Origin of the sequence: Streptomyces eurythermus, from assembly GCF_014649115.1 — a bacterium.
GTDB classification, from domain to species: domain Bacteria; phylum Actinomycetota; class Actinomycetes; order Streptomycetales; family Streptomycetaceae; genus Streptomyces; species Streptomyces eurythermus.
Map to the genome: position 1 here is coordinate 14,403 of NZ_BMSK01000017.1, position 17,335 is coordinate 31,737.

Consider the following 17,335-nt stretch of genomic DNA (forward strand, 5'->3'; position numbering starts at 1 on the left):
AGGGGACGGAACCATGGATCGTCTGGCGGGAAAGCACGCACTGATCACAGGGGGAACGAGCGGCATCGGCCTGGCCACGGCCCGCGAATTCCTCGCCGAGGGAGCGACCGTCGCCATCACCGGCCGGTCGCGGGAAAGACTGGACGAGGCGGCACGGCACTTGGACGGCCCGCTGCTGACCATCGCGAGTGACGCCGGCGACGTACCCGGCCAGGCGGCGCTCGCGGCACGGCTCCAAGAGGAGTGGCCGAAGCTCGACATCCTGATGAGCAACGCCGCCGACATCACCCATCTCCCGATCGAGGCATGGACCGAGGAGGCGTTCGACAGACTCGTCACGACCAATCTCAAGTCGCCGTTCTTCCTGATCAGGGACCTGCTGCCGCTCTTCTCGCAGCAATCCTCGGTCATCCTCGTCGGCTCGGTCTCCGCGTACATCGGACACGAGAACGCGACGGTCTACGGCGCGGCCAAGGCGGGCCTGCTCTCCTACACCCGCGGCCTGACCTACGAACTGAGGGACCGGGGCATCCGCGTCAACGGACTGAGCCCGGGCCCGACGATCACCAACGCCTTCGCACCCCTGGGCCCCGAGCGCCGGGCCGCCCTCTACGAGGAACTCCGGCAGACCGTACCCCTCCACCGCCTGGGAACCGCCACCGAGTTGGCGAAGGCGGCGGTCTATCTCGCCTCCGACGAATCCGCCTACACCGCGGGGACCGTGCTGCGCGTCGACGGGGGCATCGGGCAGCTCGCGTACTAGCGGTCCTCCGGAGCCGGCCGGGCGTCCTCCCTGAGCGCGCCCGCGAGGCCGTTCCACCGCGCGCCGCGCGGCCACGACCCACTTTCTTGAACAAGCGATCCAGATAAGTTACGGTGGGATCATGGCAAGGACCCGGGAGTTCGACACCGAAGCGGCGGTGAGCCGCGCCATGGAACTGTTCTGGACGCGCGGCTACGAGGCGACCTCGGTACGCGATCTCACCCAGCACCTGGGCATCGGACAGGGATCCCTGTACGCGGCGTTCGGCGACAAGGACGGCCTGTACCGGGCCGCGCTGGAGCACTACCGCACCACCCTCGCGGCGGCCGCCCTGCGCAGCCTGGAGCAGGAGGCGGACGCCCGCGCGGCGATCCGTACGCTGCTGACGGAGCGGATCCGCATCGCCGTCGAGCACGGCGGCCAGGGCTGCCTGGCCGTCAACGCCGTCTGCGAGCGGCTGCCCCAGGACGCGGCGACCCGGCGCACCGTGCGCGACATGCAGGACGCGGCCCGGGAGGCGCTCACCGAGGTGCTGCGGGCCGCGATGGAGCGGGGCGAGATCGCTGCGCGGCACGACCCGCACACGGTCGCCGCGTTCCTGGTCACCTTCCTCAACGGGCTACTGGTCTCCTCGAAGATCACACCGGACGCGCCCGCCCTGGAACCCCTCGTGGAGCTGGCACTGACCACGCTCGACTGAGCGGCCGGCGCCCTCGGCGGGGTTTCCCATACCCCGAATCTGTAACACCCGATCAAGAAAATGGACACCCGTCCCGCCCTGCCGACGGCGCCGCACCTACCGCACCCACCGATCCATCCGAGACAGAAAGCAGCACGTCATGATGTACGACCACGCCGCAACACCCCTGCGCACCGGCCGTGCCGCCGTCAACGGAACGAGCCTGCACTACCGGACCGCCGGAACCGGCCCCGCCGTGGTACTGCTGCACGGCGTGCCCAAGACCGGCTACCACTGGCGCCACCTCGTCCCGAAGCTGACGCCCCACCACACCGTCGTCGTACCCGACCTGCGCGGTCTCGGCGACTCCGCCCGCCCCGCGGACGGCTACGACTCCGCGACGATGAGCGACGACATCGCCGAGCTGATGGCCCGCCTCGGACACGAGACCTACGCCGTGATCGGCGAGGACTGGGGTGCGGTGATCGGCTACCAGCTCGCCGCCCGGCACCGCGACCACACCACCGCCCTGGTCTTCGCCGAGGCCCTGCTCCCCGGCTTCGGCTTCGAGGACCACACCGCCCTCACCCCCGGGAACGTCTCCAGCGGCATGCACCTGTGGCACCTGGGCTTCTACTTCCAGCCCGACGTCCCCGAGATGCTGATCGCCGGACACGAACGTGAACTGATCACCTACATGATCAAGAACGAGCGCAGCCACCCCGACACCGCCACCCCCGACGCGATCGAGGAGTACGTGCGCTGCTACTCCATGCCCGGCGGCATCCGCGCGATGCTCGCCGTCTACCGGGCGATGCTCACCGACGCCGAACAGAACCGGCAGGCCGCACGGCGGAAGCTGGACATCCCGGTCCTGGCCCTCGGCGGCTCCGCCTTCATCGGCGAGCGCAACGAGTCCCAGGCACGGCACGTGGCCCACCACGTCACCGGACACGTCTTCGACGCGGGCCACGACCTCGCGGAGGAAGTACCCGACGAGATGGCCGACGTCATCCTGCCGTTCCTCACCGCGCACCGGTAGCCGACGTCTTTCATGGTGTGGCCAGGTGGAGCAGGACCGGTGTCCGGCCGGAGGTGAGATATCCCCGGCCGGGTGGTGCGGTGAAGTACTGGTCCGGCTCCAGCGTGATGCCGTGCGCCACGGCGGCGGGGCGTCCGGCCGGTGTGAGCAGGAGTCGGTGTCCCGTTGCCACGACGGTGTTGATCAGGCGGGCCAGAGGGCTGGGGAAACCGGTGAGGACCGGTGTCGCGTCGGCGCTGAGGACGAGCGCGTGGCGTCCGCGTGCTGAGGGCCGGGCGATGTCGTCGAGCAGGGTGGGCGCGTCGGTGAAGCCCTGCTGGGTGGGCAGCACCGCGACCTGGTCCGCGTCGTCGACGATCAAGGCGTAGGGGCCGTCACCGAACGCCTCGGCGGCCTCGCGGAGGTCGGTGTCCTTGTGCGAGATGCCCGTGAGGACACGCACTCCGGGGTCGTCGGGGAGCAGGGCGGGCAGCGGAGACCGGGGTGAGGCGAGGGCGAGGACGCCGATGCCCGCTCGGCGCAGGGAGTGGGCGAGCGCGGCGGTGGCGGTGGTGCGGCCGGAGCCGGGTGGGCCGGAGAACAGCAGCAGGTGGGCGCCTTCGATGAGGTCGATGCCGACCGTGCTGTGGCCGGTGCCTCCGATGCCGAGGGGGATCCAGGTCGGCGAGGGCGGGGACTCGGGCAGGCGCAGTTCGTCGAGCGTGATCCGGGCGGGCAAGGAGGGGAAGGGACGCGGCAGGCGGGCGGGGTCGATGCCGGTGAACCGGGACGGCAGGTCGGCGGGGAGGGGACCGGACCGGCAGATCTGCACGTGGTGCCCGGTGGCGGCGTCGATCGCCCGGCCTGGCAGGACGGGCGGGCTGGTCTTCCGGGAGGACAGGTGCGTCCGCCGGGTCTCCTCCTTGGGGAAGGGAAGCAGCAGGCGGCGGGTGTAGTAGGTGGGGAGTTTGTGGCTGAGCATGTCGTGGCCGCCGAGCGGGACGACGTGCACACCGAGGGGTGCTCCGGCGGCGACGATGCCGCGGAGCGTGGTCGGCAGTGAGGTCTCGGTGAAGGTGGGGTCGCCGTGGTCCTCGAAGTGCTCCCAGCCGTCGATGACGACCACGATGTACGGCTGTCGCTCCGTCTGCCGGCGGAGGCTGTCGGAGCGTCGTTGGACCTCCTCGTCGAGCCAGGTGATCAGGCGTCTGACGCGGTCGGGCTCGGCGGGCGAGAACACGCCGCCGCAGTGCGGCAGTCCGGCGTAGTCGGCCAGTCCCGCCGGGTGCCGCTCGATGATGTAGAGATGAGCCTGGTCGGGGCGGAACCGGGTGGCAAGGCCGGTGACGAGAGTGCGGGCGAAGGTGGTCCGGCCGGACTGGGGACCACCGGCGACCATGAGCCGGTCCGTGCCGGCCAGATCGAGGAACAACGCGGGCTGCGCCTGCTCCGCCGGCTCGTCCACCAGGCCGAACGGTACGGCTGTCGGGGGCGGCGGCGCGGACTGACGGCCGGCGAGTTCCTCCGTCGTGAGGTCCGCGGGCAGCGGGGGCAGCAGGGGACGGAACGGCGCGGCCAGTCCTTCCCGCCGGGCCGCCTCCTCGATGGCGGCGACGGCCAGCAGCTGGTCGGTGGGGGCATCGCCGTGGGTCAGGTGCTCGGCAGGCCGGGGCGCCCCGGCCTGGTGCCACCTCAGGGTGCGTACGGTGACGGGCCGGGCCGCCCCGGACGGCGGCGGGGAGCCCAGGTACCCGGACTGGAAGGCCTGCGGGACGCGTGTCTCGGCGGTCGTGCACAGGATCAGGCCGCGTCCGCGCAGCGAGCCGGGGATCGACGCGGCGTCGGGCACGCCGAGGACCTCGGTGCTGTCGGCGGGCTCGTTCTGCCGCAGGCTGATGCGCAGCGAGATGTTGTTCTTCAGCTCGGGCGACAGCTTGCCCTGCAGGGACTGGGTGGCCAGCACGAGGTGCATGCCGAGGGAACGTCCCTTGGCGGCGACGTTGACCAGTTCCTTCAGGAAGTCGGGTGAGGTCTCCAGGACGCGGGCGAACTCGTCGAAGACCATCACCAGGCGCGGCAGCGGCGGCAGGGAGGGGTTGGTGCGGCGCCTCCTCCAGTACGTGTCGATCTCCCCGTCGTACCGTGCCAGCAGGGACTCGCGGCGGCTGACCTCGGCGCGTACGGAGGCCAGGACGCGGGCCGCCGCGGCGGAGTCGAAGACGTCTGCCGGACTCTCGCCGGTGGACCGGATGAGGGAGACCACGTGGGGGCAGTGCTGGAAGGGCAGGAAGGCGCTGCCGCCCTTGAAGTCCACCAGGACGAGGTTGAGTTCGTCGGGCCGGTTGGCGAGCAGCAGCGAGGTGACGAGGGTCTGCAGCAGGATGCTCTTGCCCGCTCCGGTGGCCCCGCCGAGCATGGTGTGCGGGCCCTGATCGGCCAGGTCCACCGTCACCTGGCCGCCGGCGTCCGAGCCGAGGACCACCCGTGTGCGCGGTCCCTCCCCGCGCCCCCACAGGGTGAGGACGTCGTCGGCCGTCGGTGTCCCGATGCCCAGCAGATCGAGGAAGCGGACGTGGCCGGGCATCGCGTTGCCCGCCGAGCCGCTGCTCAGCCGGTCCCTCATCGGCGCGAGCGCCCGGGCGAGCGGCTCGGCGGCGGCCGCGTCGAGCGTGTGGGGCGTGGTGACCGTGACGGTGGCTTCCTCGGGCCTGCTGGTGAGCCGGAGCGTTCCCCCGGTCACCTCGCACAGTCCCCGGCACTCGTTCATCCCGTACTGGTCGACGCAGATCACGAAGACACCGACCGACGGACCGTCCCGCAGCACCTCGTCCATGCCGGGCAGTTCCCGCAGCGCCAGCGCGCCGTCCAGGACGACCACCACCTCGTCGTCGAACCGGGCTCGCGAGTCGCCGCGCTGTTCGCGACGGGCGACGACGAGCTGTCGCAGTTCCTTCACCCGGGCGGCGCGCGTCGTGTGCGTGTTGCCGATGGCGCACGCGATGTCCGCCGCCGGCCCGGCGTCCACGTGTGGCAGCCACCGTGTCCACGCCAGCCCGTCGTGCCCGTCCGCCGCGATCACCACGAGGCGCAGATCGTTCGGTCCGCGCAGGGTGGCCAGCTGCGTCACCAGCCAGCCCGCCACGGCCTCCACCTCCCGGCGGGCGCCGACCAGCCCGAGTACACCGGTGTCCCGCAGGTCCACCGTGATCGGCGCGTTGCGCAGCACCGGTTGGTCGAAGCCCTCCCACGGTTCCCCCCGCAGCTGGAGGTTGTCCGCCGCCCGGTCGGCCGTGCCCACGCGCAGCAGGAGTCCGTGCGGCGAGTCCGCCCGGCGCGACCACAGGCCCGGCCGGGCGCCCATGGCCATGTCCGCGATCTTGGCCGGCCCGGGCGAGAGGAGCACGCGGACGCGGCGCTCCTCCGCGACGTGCGCGTCGATCTTCTCCTGGGCGGCCTGTCTGGCCGCGGCGCGTTCGGCCTCGCGGCTCTTGCGCTGTTTCTCCTGGCTCCTGTCCATGATCCACGACCCGATGAGGCTCAGGAACGCGAAAAGGAAGAGGATCTGCCGGTGCGTCACCAGGCCGAGGACGAAGGTGCCGGCCGCCGCCACCATCGCCATGGTCGAGGCGGTCGAGTTCCCCGTCTCGGCCTGCCGCACCGGCAGCGTCACGTCCGTGCGGGGCAGCGCCGGTGCCGGGGTGAACGCCGGGTCGAAGTCCAGGCGGCCGTCCGCGCCGCGCGTGGTGCGCCGGGCTCCGGCCGCGAGAGGCGTCCAGCGCAGTTCGTCGGAGCCCACCTGAAGGGTCTGCTCCGGGGCGAGTACCGACCGGCCGTCGATCCTGCGGCCGTCGACGAACGTCCCGTTGGTCGAACCCTGGTCCACGACGACGACCGCACCGTCCGGTGAGACCTCCAGCCGGGCGTGTTCACGGCGCGAGACATCCGGATCCCGCAGGCACACGGCCGCCGCGGAGTTCCTCGCCAGCGTGTGGCTCCCCGGCCCCAGCGCCACGGTCACTCCGGTGTCCGGCCCGGCCGTCACCCGCAGCACACCGACGCCGTCGCCCGAGGCGGCGCGGAACGCCGGCCCCGGCGCGCCCACGCTGATCACCGCTCCCGGCATCAGCGGACTGTCGGCCAGGGTGGCTCCGGGACGCAGCCGGACCGACCCGACGAAGCACCGCCTGCCGCCGACGGCCACCGGTAACGCCGCGAGCAGCGAGGCCACACTGCTGTCCGGCCCGGCCACCACCTCCACGTCCTGCCGCGTGGCCGCGTCGGCGTCCTGAACGGTCAATCGGAGAATCATGCTTCCGCTCCAGCCGGGGGGCGTCGTGGGCGTGCGCGTTACATGAGTGGTGCGCGGTGCGGCCTCACGAGCCGATCCCCGTGCTCCACAGCCACAGCTGCGTGCCGCTCCCGTAGGCGAGTGTCGTACCGTCCGCACTCAATGCGACCGCGTTCGCCGTGTAGCCGATGTCGTAGTTCAGGGAGAGCTTCGCCGCCGTGTCTCCGGAATCGGTGCGCCACACGCGTACCGTGTGGTCGTCGCTGCAAGTGGCGAACAGACGGCGCCCGGCCCCTCCCCAAGCAGCGCCGGTGATCTGATCGGAGTGGCCGTACAAGGACCGCACGTACGCGCCAGAACCGTCCCGCACTGTCCCGCTTGATCCCGAGAAGCTGACCCAACGCCCGACGTCCTTGCCCGCCTTGCTCACGCTCCTGCCCGTACGCACGTCCCAGTGGTGCACGGTGAACGTGTCGTCCATGACACTGACGGTCCGGCCGTCGGAGCTGAAGACGGCCGCGGAGATATCGGACGGGTCCCCCTCGGCCGTCAGGGTGGCGGTTCTCCGGCCCGTACGGGCGTTCCAGAGCACGATGGACTGTTCGTCGGTCACACCGGCGAGGGTCTGGTTGTCGGGACTGAACGTCAGCCACACCGCGGAGACGTCCTCGCCCATGGTCAAGGTCCGCCGCGCCTGGTGCGTGGACATGTCCCACACCTTGACGGTGTCGTCGTCGGAGGCGCTGGCCAGCAGCGTGCCGGAGGGGTTGAACCGGAGCGCGTTGATGTCCTCTTCGTGGCCGCGGAGAGTGGCGACGGCCTTGTGGGTGGTCAGGTCCCAGAGAGTGATGGCGTCGTGGGAGGTACCGCTCGCCAGGGTCCGCCCGTCAGGGCTGAACTCGATCCCGCCGCCCCAGTCGTCCTCGGTGAGTCGGGTGACGTCGGGGTCGTGGTGGAAGACGTAGGTGCTCACGAGGATTCCCGCCATGAGGAGGACCAGCAGCGGCGGACCGATGCGTCGTGTGCCGTGGGACCGGCTGTCCTCGGGGGTCGGTTCCGCCGGGAATCTGACGGTCACCTCGCGCGGCGCGGCGGCGCGGAAGGCCGCTTCCACCTCCTCGGTCCGCGCAGGGATCACACCGAGCGTCTGGACGAAGGGGCTTCCCCCCTTCAAACGGGCGAAGCCGCGGAACGGCGGCTTGCTTCGGACGTCGGCCGGTGTATGTGCCGCCATGCGCAGGTGAACGGTCGTTCTCCGGCCCTTGCGGACGACAACGACTTCGTCGATGTGTGCCCACTCCACCCGGCATGCGTTCGTCGCTCCGGACGAGCCGCCCTTTCGGCGGCTGAGGATGACACTTCCCGGGCCGAGGGTTACCTGCTCCCACCGGGCGGAACCGATCACCGCGAACGACGCCAGCATGACGGCAAAGGGAGCGAGGGTGGAGATTGTCGTGACAGCAGAATTGAGTTGCCAGATGTCGGAGAGCCTGAAGGCCAGGAAGTAGGCCAGCACCAGCGCTCCGCCCGCGCACAGCGCGTTGACGATCAGGATGCGCGGCACCGGGGTGAGCGGGTAGCTCGTGGGCCCGGTGGCCGCGGGATCGTCATCCGGGTCGCCCGTACCCGCTCTGGATCTTCGCGGGGTCCCGGGGGCTCTCCCCAGAGTGGTGGGCCGGTCCTCCCATCCGGCCCTGGCGCCCGTGGTGGTCCGCGACGAGGTGTTCCGCCTCGGGGGTGCGGGTTCACGGGTGGCACCGGGGTCCGGTGTCACGGCCGGGTCCGGTGTCACGGCCGGGTCCGGTGCCGGTGCCTGTGCCGATGCCTGTGCTGGAGCCCGAGTCGTGGCCGGAGCCGGAGCGTTGGCCGGAGCCGGGGTCGTGGCCGGATCCGATGCAGGTGCCGGTGCCGGTGCCGGTGCCGGCATCGTCGTCGGGTTCGTGGCGGCCCGGAGGCCCGCGGCCGCCTGCTGACCGCTCATCCGCCGTTCCGGTTCCCGCTGGAGCAGTCCGTTGATCACGGGGGCGATCAGAGGCCGGTCGTCCAGCGAAGGCGGATCGTCGAACAGGATCGCGTGGATGGTCGCCGCGGTGGACTCCCTCTCGAACGGGCTCCGCCCCGTAACCGCATGACACAACGTCACTCCGAGCGCCCACAGGTCGCCCGCCGGGGACGGCGGCTCGCCCTCGAACAGCTCCGGTGCGATGTGCCCGGTGGAGCCGGCGACCCCATGCCTGGTCAGACGGGTGTCGTCGACCGCGTGGGCGATGCCGAAGTCGACCAGCTTCACCTCGTCACCCGGCAGCACCAGGATGTTGCTGGGCTTGACGTCCCGGTGCACCAGACCGATGGCGTGGGCCGCGTGCAGCGCCTCCAGCACCCGGGCACCTATGGCGGCGACCCGTTGTTCGGACAGGGCGCCGTGCTGACGGAGGATGTCCGCGAGGGACGGCGCCCGCACCCATTCCATGACGATGTAAACGGCGTCGTCCTCGGCCGTGGCCGGCACGACGTCGTGGATGGACACCACCCCGGGATGATTGATCCGCCCCGCGGTCCGGGCCTCGCGCAGCGCCCGCTCGCCGAAGACCGTACGCTCCCCCGCCGACAGGCCGTGCGGGGCGCGGAGTTCCTTGACCGCTACGCCACGGCCGATCAGTTCGTCGGTGGCCTGCCAGACGACGCCCATGCCGCCTCGGCCGAGGACGCGCGTGAGCCGGTAGCGCCCGGCGACCAGTCTGTGCCCCGTGGGTAAGGAGTCCGTCCCCGTCACGTCCCCGCTCCTGTTGCAATCGCCTGTCGAACGACGCCTCGTACCGCTAGTCTGACAAGAGATCGGTCAGCCGGCACAGGCATTCGCACAGAGGTCTCACGGGGGAGATCCGAGCCGATGACGGAAAAGTTTGCCTGCGACCCACAGGAAGCGGACGCGGTCGCACGTGCGTTGAGCCGGACGGGCTCGGACATCCAGTTGTCGCTGAACCAGTTCCTGAGCGGACTGAGGACCGAAGGGGTCGGACAGCCGGTCGCCGAGGCCCTCCTCGAGTTCCTCCACGCCGCGACCACCACCCGGACCCACCTGATCGAGTCGGTCGGTACGGCCGCCGGGCTGTTCGGGGGCCTGTCGGAGGGCACGCTCGACCTCGACCAGTTGCTGGCCGCCCGAGCCACGCAGACGTGAAGGGATCACCGATGACGGACGTGAGTGTCGGCTACGACGGCGTGCAGCAAGCGGCGACGCAACTGCTCAACGGCCACACGGACATGACCGAGAAGCTCCAGTCCCTCAAGAGCATGGTCGACCAGCTCGTGGGCGGGGAGTTCCGCACCCAACTGGCCTCACCCAAGTTCCAGGAGTCGTACCAGCAGTGGACGACCGGCGCCCAGAACATGATCCAGGGCCTGGAAGGCATGGCCGGCTTCCTGAACGACGTCGTCCGCGGACACCAGGAACTCGACCAGCGACTGGCCGGCGGCGCGGGTCACTGACCACAAGGGGGCCGGGACGACCATGGCGGACGCGGACTGGGGCGTCCTGGACCTGACCGACGACCCCGTCCCCGGCGATCCCGCGGAGGTCCAGACCCTGGCACGGCGATTACTGCGCGAGGCGGAGTACGCGCGACAGCAGGCCGACCGCCTCCAGAAGATCGCCGCTAACCACGCCGACCTGCGGATGGAAGGCGACTACGCGGAACGGTTCCGCACCGTCCTCACCCAACTCCCGGAACTCGCAACCGATTTAGGGCCGGCCCATGAGAGCTGCGGCAAGGCGCTCGCCACCTACGCCGACTCCCTGGAGCAGGCCAAGCTCGAGTCGCGGATCGCACTGAGCCGGGGCATCGAGGCAGATGCCCAGTACCGGGCCGCGTTACAGCGCTTCTGCTCGGTGGTGCCGGTCCCCTTCACCGGAAACGGCATCGGGCGCGGCCTGAACGGCCAGAGCGCCGCCTCGCTCAGCCAGTACCAGCCACTCGAGGTCCGTCAATGGGCCGTCGAGATCGGCGAGTACGCGGGACGGGCCGAGACCGAGCGCCAGAACGCGGCAGAGCTGGCCCGCCAAGCGGCCCGGACCGCAGCCGTGGCGCAGAAGCAGTGCGCGGCGGCCATACGCGCCGCCATCCCTTCCGAGCACTCGGGAACCGGCACCCGCTCGGCTCGAGGCGAAGAGGCCGGAGCCGAGACCGTTGGGCAAGCGCGTGACGCGGGGACCGGTGGCTCCGGTGGCAGCGGCAGCGGCAGCGGCAGCGGCAGCGGCAAGAACGGTCCGAAGGGATCGGCCGAGCTCGACACTCCGCGCGGCAATGAACCGTTGCCGGAGATGACGCCGGCCGAAAGGAAAGCCCACTGGAATCACCTGAAAGAGGTGGAACAGCGGAACCCCGAGGAATTCGACCGACTACAGCGCGATCCGGACAAGAACGGCGGAATTTCCGAGCCGTCGAAGGACGAAGCCCGCGTTGTGCTGGACCTGCGGGAGCAGGGGCGGCTGCCCGACGACATCCAGCGCCCCTCTTTGAGGGACAGTGGGGATTTCGCATCACCGCTCACCGGCCGGCACTACGACATCAAGGGTGTCCACTCCGACTGGCCACCGTTCAACAATGTACGGGACAAGTCCCAGCCCTTCCGCGGAGCATACGATCCGGCGAACAACGCACGGTGGGTCAGCAAGCTCGCCGAGCAGATCAGAACAAAGAATCGCACTGTTATCCTGGACGTCAGGAATGCCGACCAGGCAGCGATCGACGACCTCAAATCCATCGTCAAGAGGAACGGCTGGGAAGACCATGTCATCTGGTACCCGTAAGGCGTGGGCGCCGGCTCGAATGCCTGCGGATCGTACTGCCGCTCAGCGTCTGCGGGAGTGGGCCGACGCCCAAGAAGGCGGACTGGACGCCGTGGGTCTCGACCTCAGTGGGGCCGACCTCTCCCATGGCGATTTCTCCGAATCCTGGTTCACGGACGCGAAGCTGACCAAGGCGAAGCTGGTGGCCGCCGAACTGTACCGTTCGGACGCCCAGGGTGCCGATTTCTCCGAAGCCGACCTGACGGGAGCATCCCTGGTCCGCGTGACCCTCGACGACGCGATCCTGCGAAACGCGAGGCTCGACGGCGCGAATCTCGTCAAGGCGTCGCTCTATGACGTCGACGCGTTCGGCGCGAGTTGCAGAGGAACCCTGTTCCAGGGCTCTTCGCTCCTGGGCGTCGACCTCCGTTCCGCCGATCTGAGCGAAGCCGTCTTCGACGAGAACTCATTTCAGGTGAAGCTGGACGAGAACACGAAATTCGAGGGTGCTACGGGATCCGTGTTCGGACCTGTGGTGGTCGTGGGAGAAGACGCTTCCGCTTCCCGGCAGCTGGCAGGATCCGAGTTGCAGAAGTGGATCAAGGATCGTGGCGGGGAGATCCGGGTCGTGAGCGCCGTCAAAGAAAACCGACCTGACCGTCGTTCCCCTTGAATTCCGCCGCACCACGTTCAGCACCCGAACACCGTCCTAGTCCGACACCGTTCCCCCTGGATCGCCGTGCCACTCGGCGTCCAACGCCTCGGGAAGCGGATTGACGCTCTCGTCCATCTCCCAGCGCATCGTCCGAACTCTAGAACCCCATGGGATCCCGGTGGGGAGTCGCCGTCGGGTCGCTCGACCACACCAGGCGCAGCTCCACGGAGCTCGGCGGGGCCGCCTCCTCGATCAGACGCGCCGCCCAGGCGTTCCAGTACACGTACGTGCGGTTCTCGGGCAGCCGGAACGCAGGGACATCCACCGGCACCCGGTCCTCGTGGAATACCGCCTGCCGGATCTTCCCGGTCAGCTCGGGCGCGGAGGACCGGGCCTCGTCCAGGCAGTCGGCGACGGTCGTGGGGACATAGGCCGTGCACGTACCGGCGGGCAGCCCGGGAACGTTCACCGGAATGAAATGCCCGGTCCCGGCGAACCGGTCGCGCACGGCCTTCAAGAGAGTGGCGCCCAGGATCGGGGCCGCCGGGTTCGCGGTAGGGAACTCGGACAGCGTCCCCGAAGGATCCCCCTGCAAGGAACCCGGGAGCTCCGCGGGCAGCGGTGTGGCTTGCTCATCCAGTTCCCAGCGCATGATCTCGTCGCTCTCCAGCAGCGCGCCCCGGAAGTCGTCGTGAAAGCGCGGCACGAGGCGGTACACCTCGATGGGAGCGGTCATCGGGTCAGTCATGGTGCCGTCCAATACGCCGTCGAATCAGGAGCGCCATTGCGGAGCGAGCCCGATCGACAGGCCCACCGACCCGGCCATGACGGCCAGTTCGGCCTCGGCCTTGGTCTTCATCCAGAAAATGATCTCGGCGAGGGCGTCACACGCGTCCGCGAACAACCGGGCCCCCTCGAACTGATCGGCGAAGTCCCGCATGGCATCCGCCATCTCGCGGTAGTCGTCCTCGTCGACGTTCGGGAAGTTGATGCCTATGAAACCCAGGACCTCGTCCAGCCGGCCCAGGATCGTGTGACCCACCCTCGCCCAACCCCCACCAAGCACAGCGGTTCACTCAGCACGCCAATACGAACAATGACGCGAGTGTGTGAACGTCAGTTCCTGAACTGGTGAGGGTACCGCCCGGCGCCAACGAGGACCGTTGGTCAGGCTCTTCGAACGGTCCGCACCCGCGGCCGGGCCGGCAGCGGCCGGCCACGGGTGACTTCTCCGCCCACCGGAACGAGGGCATGCGAGCCGAACCCCGCCTCCGGGCTGTCGGCCCTTTCGCTCATGTCGTCGCGTCCACGGCCCGGTCGTCCAGCGGGTCGGGCAGGGGCAGCAGGATGCGGAAGGTGCAGCCCTGGCCGGGGGCGGTGTCGAGGGTGAGGCGGCCGGCGTGCGCGGTGACGAGGGCGTGGGCGATGGCGAGGCCGAGGCCGGAACCGCCGGTGGCACGGGTGCGGGAGTCGTCGGTGCGGTAGAAGCGGTCGAAGACGTGGGCACGTTCGGTGGCGGTGAGGCCGGGGCCCTGGTCGGCGACCTCCAGGACCGCGTGCCGGCCGACGGTGCCGACGCCGATACGGATGGGGGTGCCGGGAGGGGTGTGGGTGACGGCGTTGCCGATGAGGTTGGTGACGACCTGTCGGAGTCGGGCCTCGTCGGCGTGTGCCGGAGCGGTGGCGGGCTTTCCGCCGCCGGGTCCGGTCAGGGTCACCGGGCGCGTGGCGTCCAGGGCCTGGACGTCATGGAGGGCGTCGGCGGCGAGGGTGCGCAGGTCCATGGGGGCGAGGTCGAGGGCGAAAGCCGGCTCTCGGTTGGTACCCGGGCCCTCGGTGTCCTCGTCCAGGCGGGCGAGGAGGAACATCTCCTCGACGAGGCGGGTGAGGCGTGCGGATTCCTCGGCGATGCGGCTCATCGTCTGGTCGACGTCCTCGCGGGTGGGCATGGCGCCCATGCGGTACAGGTCGGTGTAACCCTTGATGCCGACGAGCGGTGTCCGCAGTTCGTGGCTGGCGTCGGCGAAGAAGCGCCGGGTTCTCGCCTCGGCCTCCGCGCGGGCCCGGAAGGCCGTGTCGATGCGGCCGAGCATCTGGTTGAGGCAGGCGGTCAGGCGTCCCACCTCGGTGTGCGGGGCGGCCAGTTCCGGAACGCGGTGGGAGTAGTCGCCGGCGGTGATCGCCGTCGCGGTCTCCTCGATCCGGGTCAGGGGGCGCAGTCCGGAGCGTACGGCGAACCAGCCGGCGACGCCCAGGACCGCGAGCAGCGCCGCGCCTGCCGTCAGGGAGAGGTTGCGGGTCTTGGTGACGGTCCGGTGCACCTCTTCGAGGGAGGTGGCCACGACGACGCTGCCGTGGAGCGCGGAGCCGTCCGGTGGGAAGACCTGCGCGGGCTGGGTCAGGGCGATGACCCGCCAGTCGTGCTCGCCGTCGCGCGCGGGGACGGTGAAGGGACGGCCCCGGTGGGCGAGGACGGTGGCACGGTCGAGGCGGGGCAGCTCGGGGCCGCCGCCCGGGGGTGCGGTGCTGGCGTCGAAGGTCCTGCGGGTGGCGCCGGTGTCGGCCACGTACGTGACGGTCGTGTCGCCGAGCACGCTGAGGGCGCGCACGCTCGGCGGGGTGCCGGCGCCGGACGGCGGTGCCAGCCGGGCGGCGATCTGTCCGGTCAGGACGAGCCGGTCGTCGACCCGGTCCTGGAGGTAGCCGCGCAGGGCCGTGGTGACGAGCAGTCCCGTGCCGAGGAGACCGACGGCGACCAGCGCGACGGACAGGCACAGCAGACGGGTGCGCAGCGACATCCGGCCGAGCCACGCCCCGGGCGGAGGGAAGCGGCTCACGGCCGGGGCTCGCGGATGACGTAGCCGACGCCGCGGACGGTGTGGATGAGTTTGGGCCCGTCGGTGTCGACCTTGCGGCGCAGGTAGCTGATGTAGGTGTCGACGATGCTGGGGTCGCCGCCGAAGTCGTACTCCCACACGCTGTCCAGGATCTGGCTCTTCGACATGGTGCGTCCGGCGTTGGCGACCAGGAAGTGCAGGAGGCGGAACTCGGTCGGGGACAGCCGTACGGTCCGCCCCGCCCGGGTGACGTGGTGGCTGTCGGGTTCGAGCTGCAGATCGCCGACGGTGAGGCGGGCCGGTGACTCGCCCCGGGTGCGGCGCAGTACGGCGTGGATGCGGGCGATCAGCTCCTCCAGGTCGAAGGGTTTGGTGACGTAGTCGTCGCCGCCGAGACGCAGTCCGTGCAGCCGGTCCTGCCGGTCCTCGCGTGCGGTGACGAAGAGGACCGGCACGTCGCCACCCCGGCCGGGCAGCGGCGAGCGGGGCTGGGCGCGCAGCCGGCGGATCACCTCGAAGCCGTCCATGTCCGGGAGCATGACGTCCAGGAGGACCAGGTCGGGGGCGTGCCGTGCGGCCAGGTCGAGGGCTTCCCGGCCGGTGGCGGCTGCGTCGACGTCGAACCCGGCGTAGCGCAGCGCGGTGCGCAGCAGCTCCCTGACGGTGGGTTCGTCGTCGACGACGAGCAGGTGGTCCGGGCGGCCCGTGGTGCGCGGGGGAGGTGTCAGTGCCGCCATGGTCGTGGTTCGCCGCCTTTCCCCGATGCCACGGGTGCCGCTTCGCGCGGATGTCGCTCAACGCTCTTCTCAGGAGATCACATGGCCTCAGGGGACCGGGTCCGACGTGAGGGCGCGGCGCGTGGACGCGGTACCGGACGCTCCCGCGGGCGTTCGCGGCGCCGTGCCCGTCGGCCCTGGAGGCGGCTCCCGCCGTACGCGGCGAGGGCGGCCGCGACGAACGCGGTGAGCGCGGACAGCCGGGGGCTCGTGTCGAGACCGGCGCGCAGGCCGCCCATCTCGCTTCCCATGAGGCTGACGCCGATGCGCAGTGAGCCGCGCGCGAGGTAGGGGAGCACGAACGTCGCGGCACCGACCGCGATGCCCATGCGCAGGGCGGTGTCGGCGTGGCGGCCCAGGAGGGCGTCGGCGTCCTCCCGCACGGTGCGGGCCGGGGTGCGGGCGGCGGCGACGTATCCGGCGAGCAGCAGCAGGAGCAGGGTGAGCAGCAGTCCGAGCACCCACAGCGGTACGTCGGCGCCCGCCCAGTGTCCGAGGTCCACCACACGGTCCCGGTCGGCCGCGCCGTCCTGCTCCCCCGCGCCGAGCATGCCGGCCATCCCTCCGCCCTCGGGCCGCAGCCGCCGCACCCCCGCCTCCCAAGAGGTGCCCGCCCCCGTGGTGAGCAGCGCGGCGATCAGGTTGGGACCGGCGAGCAGCAGTGCGCCCGCGGCCTCTGCCGCCCGCTCCCGGCCGGTCAGCGCCGCGGCCGCGGCGAGTACGGCGACGGCCAGGACGGCGCAGCACAGCACGGCCGCGGTCCCCGTCAGAGCGGACAGGACGGCGTGCCACTTCAGCCGCGGCCCGCCGAGGGCGACGGGGCGGGGCAGCGTCGTACGGCGGGCGGCAAGGCAGCCGACCGCGAGGACGGCGACCGCTCCCAGGCAGCCGAGGAACGCGGTGGTGACGACATCGGTCCGGAAGTCGACCGAGGACAGGCCCGAGGCGAGTCCACCGCCTGCCCCGGCGCCGAACCGGCCGGATCCGGCCCGTTCACCGATCCTGTCCTTGACGTTCTCCGGCAGCCGGGCCGTGCCCCGCGCCAGGACGGCGCACACCGGGAGGGCCACCGCCGTGATCGCCAGTGCGCCGCCGCACCGCGCCCACAGCATCGCGGGGGTGGGCCGTGCCCGGCGGCGCAGCGGCCGGAAGAACCCGGCCGCCAGGACGGCCGTGCCCAGGAAGGTCAGCGTCAGGGGAGTCAGCGCCACCTCGCCGGCCAGCCCGAGACTCAGGCCGCCGCCCCCGCCGAACAGTCCGCCGAGGCTTCCCTCGGCGGACTCGGCGGGCCCGGCGGCCGACTCCAGGGTGACGCCGCCGCCGACGGCGAGACTCACCAGCACCGGCACCAGCCGGGCAACCGGTGCCACGGCGCCGGCGCCGAGGAGGACGAGGGCCGCCCAGGCGGTGGCGCCCATGGTGAGGAGGGCGGCCACGGCGGCGAGGGCGCCTGCGAGAGCGTGACGCCACACGGGGAGGGAGGGGCGGGACGGCGGTGCGGACATGAGCGGACTCCTCGGAGCGGGA

At 71.1% G+C, this 17,335-nt stretch carries 13 protein-coding genes and 1 pseudogene; 7 read left to right on the top strand and 7 right to left on the bottom strand.

The features are described 5' to 3' along the window. Positions 1–13: 13 nt before the first annotated feature. From IE251_RS29155 to IE251_RS29165, 3 genes are all read left to right on the top strand, one after another. On the top strand, positions 14–763 hold the full coding sequence (locus tag IE251_RS29155; protein ID WP_189755988.1) for an SDR family oxidoreductase: 750 nt from the start codon (positions 14–16) through the stop codon (positions 761–763). Positions 764–884: 121 nt separating this feature from the next. Then, entirely contained in the window at positions 885–1,463 is a 579-nt protein-coding gene (locus IE251_RS29160; RefSeq protein WP_189755989.1) for a TetR/AcrR family transcriptional regulator, read from the top strand. Between the two features lie 139 nt (positions 1,464–1,602). Then, the gene (locus IE251_RS29165; RefSeq protein WP_189755990.1) at positions 1,603–2,484 is read left to right on the top strand and encodes an alpha/beta fold hydrolase; all 882 of its coding nucleotides are present in this window, start codon (positions 1,603–1,605) and stop codon (positions 2,482–2,484) included. Between the two features lie 10 nt (positions 2,485–2,494). On the opposite strand, the gene IE251_RS29170 is transcribed toward IE251_RS29165, so the two are convergent. Beyond that, a complete protein-coding gene (locus IE251_RS29170; RefSeq protein ID WP_200692460.1) occupies positions 2,495–6,760 on the bottom strand; it encodes an FtsK/SpoIIIE domain-containing protein in 4,266 nt (1,421 codons plus the stop codon). A gap of 76 nt (positions 6,761–6,836) precedes the next feature. Continuing rightward, entirely contained in the window at positions 6,837–9,524 is a 2,688-nt protein-coding gene (locus IE251_RS29175) for a WD40 repeat domain-containing serine/threonine protein kinase (RefSeq protein ID WP_189755992.1), read from the bottom strand. 117 nt (positions 9,525–9,641) lie between these two features. Between IE251_RS29175 and IE251_RS29180 the strand changes: the two genes are divergently transcribed. The 4 genes from IE251_RS29180 to IE251_RS29195 all read left to right on the top strand — a co-directional run bounded on the left by IE251_RS29180 (position 9,642) and on the right by IE251_RS29195 (position 12,213). Beyond that, entirely contained in the window at positions 9,642–9,932 is a 291-nt protein-coding gene (locus tag IE251_RS29180; RefSeq protein ID WP_189755993.1) for a hypothetical protein, read from the top strand. An 11-nt stretch (positions 9,933–9,943) separates the two neighbouring features. Further along, positions 9,944–10,240, top strand: a complete 297-nt coding sequence (locus tag IE251_RS29185; RefSeq protein ID WP_189755994.1) for a WXG100 family type VII secretion target — start codon at positions 9,944–9,946, stop codon at positions 10,238–10,240. Between the two features lie 22 nt (positions 10,241–10,262). Continuing rightward, complete coding sequence (locus tag IE251_RS29190; protein ID WP_189755995.1) at positions 10,263–11,561, top strand: hypothetical protein; 1,299 nt, start codon at positions 10,263–10,265, stop codon at positions 11,559–11,561. A gap of 91 nt (positions 11,562–11,652) precedes the next feature. Then, positions 11,653–12,213 (top strand): pentapeptide repeat-containing protein, encoded by a 561-nt coding sequence (locus tag IE251_RS29195; protein ID WP_229896993.1) that lies wholly within the window; start codon positions 11,653–11,655, stop codon positions 12,211–12,213. Positions 12,214–12,352: 139 nt separating this feature from the next. Here the strand turns inward: IE251_RS29195 and IE251_RS29200 are convergent, their stop codons facing one another. From IE251_RS29200 to IE251_RS29220, 5 genes and pseudogenes are all read right to left on the bottom strand, one after another. Continuing rightward, positions 12,353–12,931 carry a hypothetical protein gene (locus tag IE251_RS29200; RefSeq protein ID WP_189755997.1) on the bottom strand — a complete coding sequence of 193 codons (579 nt, stop codon included), beginning with the start codon at positions 12,929–12,931 and terminating at the stop codon, positions 12,353–12,355. 54 nt (positions 12,932–12,985) lie between these two features. Further along, a pseudogene (locus IE251_RS29205) lies at positions 12,986–13,237 on the bottom strand (hypothetical protein); the annotation flags it as partial. A gap of 250 nt (positions 13,238–13,487) precedes the next feature. Beyond that, positions 13,488–15,032 (bottom strand): sensor histidine kinase, encoded by a 1,545-nt coding sequence (locus tag IE251_RS29210; protein WP_373302066.1) that lies wholly within the window; start codon positions 15,030–15,032, stop codon positions 13,488–13,490. Beyond that, the gene (locus tag IE251_RS29215; protein WP_189755998.1) at positions 15,029–15,769 is read right to left on the bottom strand and encodes a response regulator transcription factor; all 741 of its coding nucleotides are present in this window, start codon (positions 15,767–15,769) and stop codon (positions 15,029–15,031) included. Before IE251_RS29215 ends, IE251_RS29210 begins: the two co-directional genes overlap by 4 nt. A gap of 77 nt (positions 15,770–15,846) precedes the next feature. Further along, on the bottom strand, positions 15,847–17,313 hold the full coding sequence (locus IE251_RS29220) for a streptophobe family protein (RefSeq protein ID WP_189755999.1): 1,467 nt from the start codon (positions 17,311–17,313) through the stop codon (positions 15,847–15,849). Positions 17,314–17,335 lie beyond the last annotated feature (22 nt).

What these genes read in the sequence shown, in the direction of transcription:
- IE251_RS29155 (WP_189755988.1), top strand. Translation starts at nt 14, where the DNA reads ATGGATCGTCTGGCGGGAAAGCACGCACTGATCACAGGGGGAACGAGC.
- IE251_RS29160 (WP_189755989.1), top strand. Translation starts at nt 885, where the DNA reads ATGGCAAGGACCCGGGAGTTCGACACCGAAGCGGCGGTGAGCCGCGCC.
- IE251_RS29165 (WP_189755990.1), top strand. Translation starts at nt 1,603, where the DNA reads ATGATGTACGACCACGCCGCAACACCCCTGCGCACCGGCCGTGCCGCC.
- IE251_RS29180 (WP_189755993.1), top strand. Translation starts at nt 9,642, where the DNA reads ATGACGGAAAAGTTTGCCTGCGACCCACAGGAAGCGGACGCGGTCGCA.
- IE251_RS29185 (WP_189755994.1), top strand. Translation starts at nt 9,944, where the DNA reads ATGACGGACGTGAGTGTCGGCTACGACGGCGTGCAGCAAGCGGCGACG.
- IE251_RS29190 (WP_189755995.1), top strand. Translation starts at nt 10,263, where the DNA reads ATGGCGGACGCGGACTGGGGCGTCCTGGACCTGACCGACGACCCCGTC.
- IE251_RS29200 (WP_189755997.1), bottom strand. Translation starts at nt 12,931, where the DNA reads ATGACCGCTCCCATCGAGGTGTACCGCCTCGTGCCGCGCTTTCACGAC.
- IE251_RS29215 (WP_189755998.1), bottom strand. Translation starts at nt 15,769, where the DNA reads ATGGCGGCACTGACACCTCCCCCGCGCACCACGGGCCGCCCGGACCAC.
- IE251_RS29220 (WP_189755999.1), bottom strand. Translation starts at nt 17,313, where the DNA reads ATGTCCGCACCGCCGTCCCGCCCCTCCCTCCCCGTGTGGCGTCACGCT.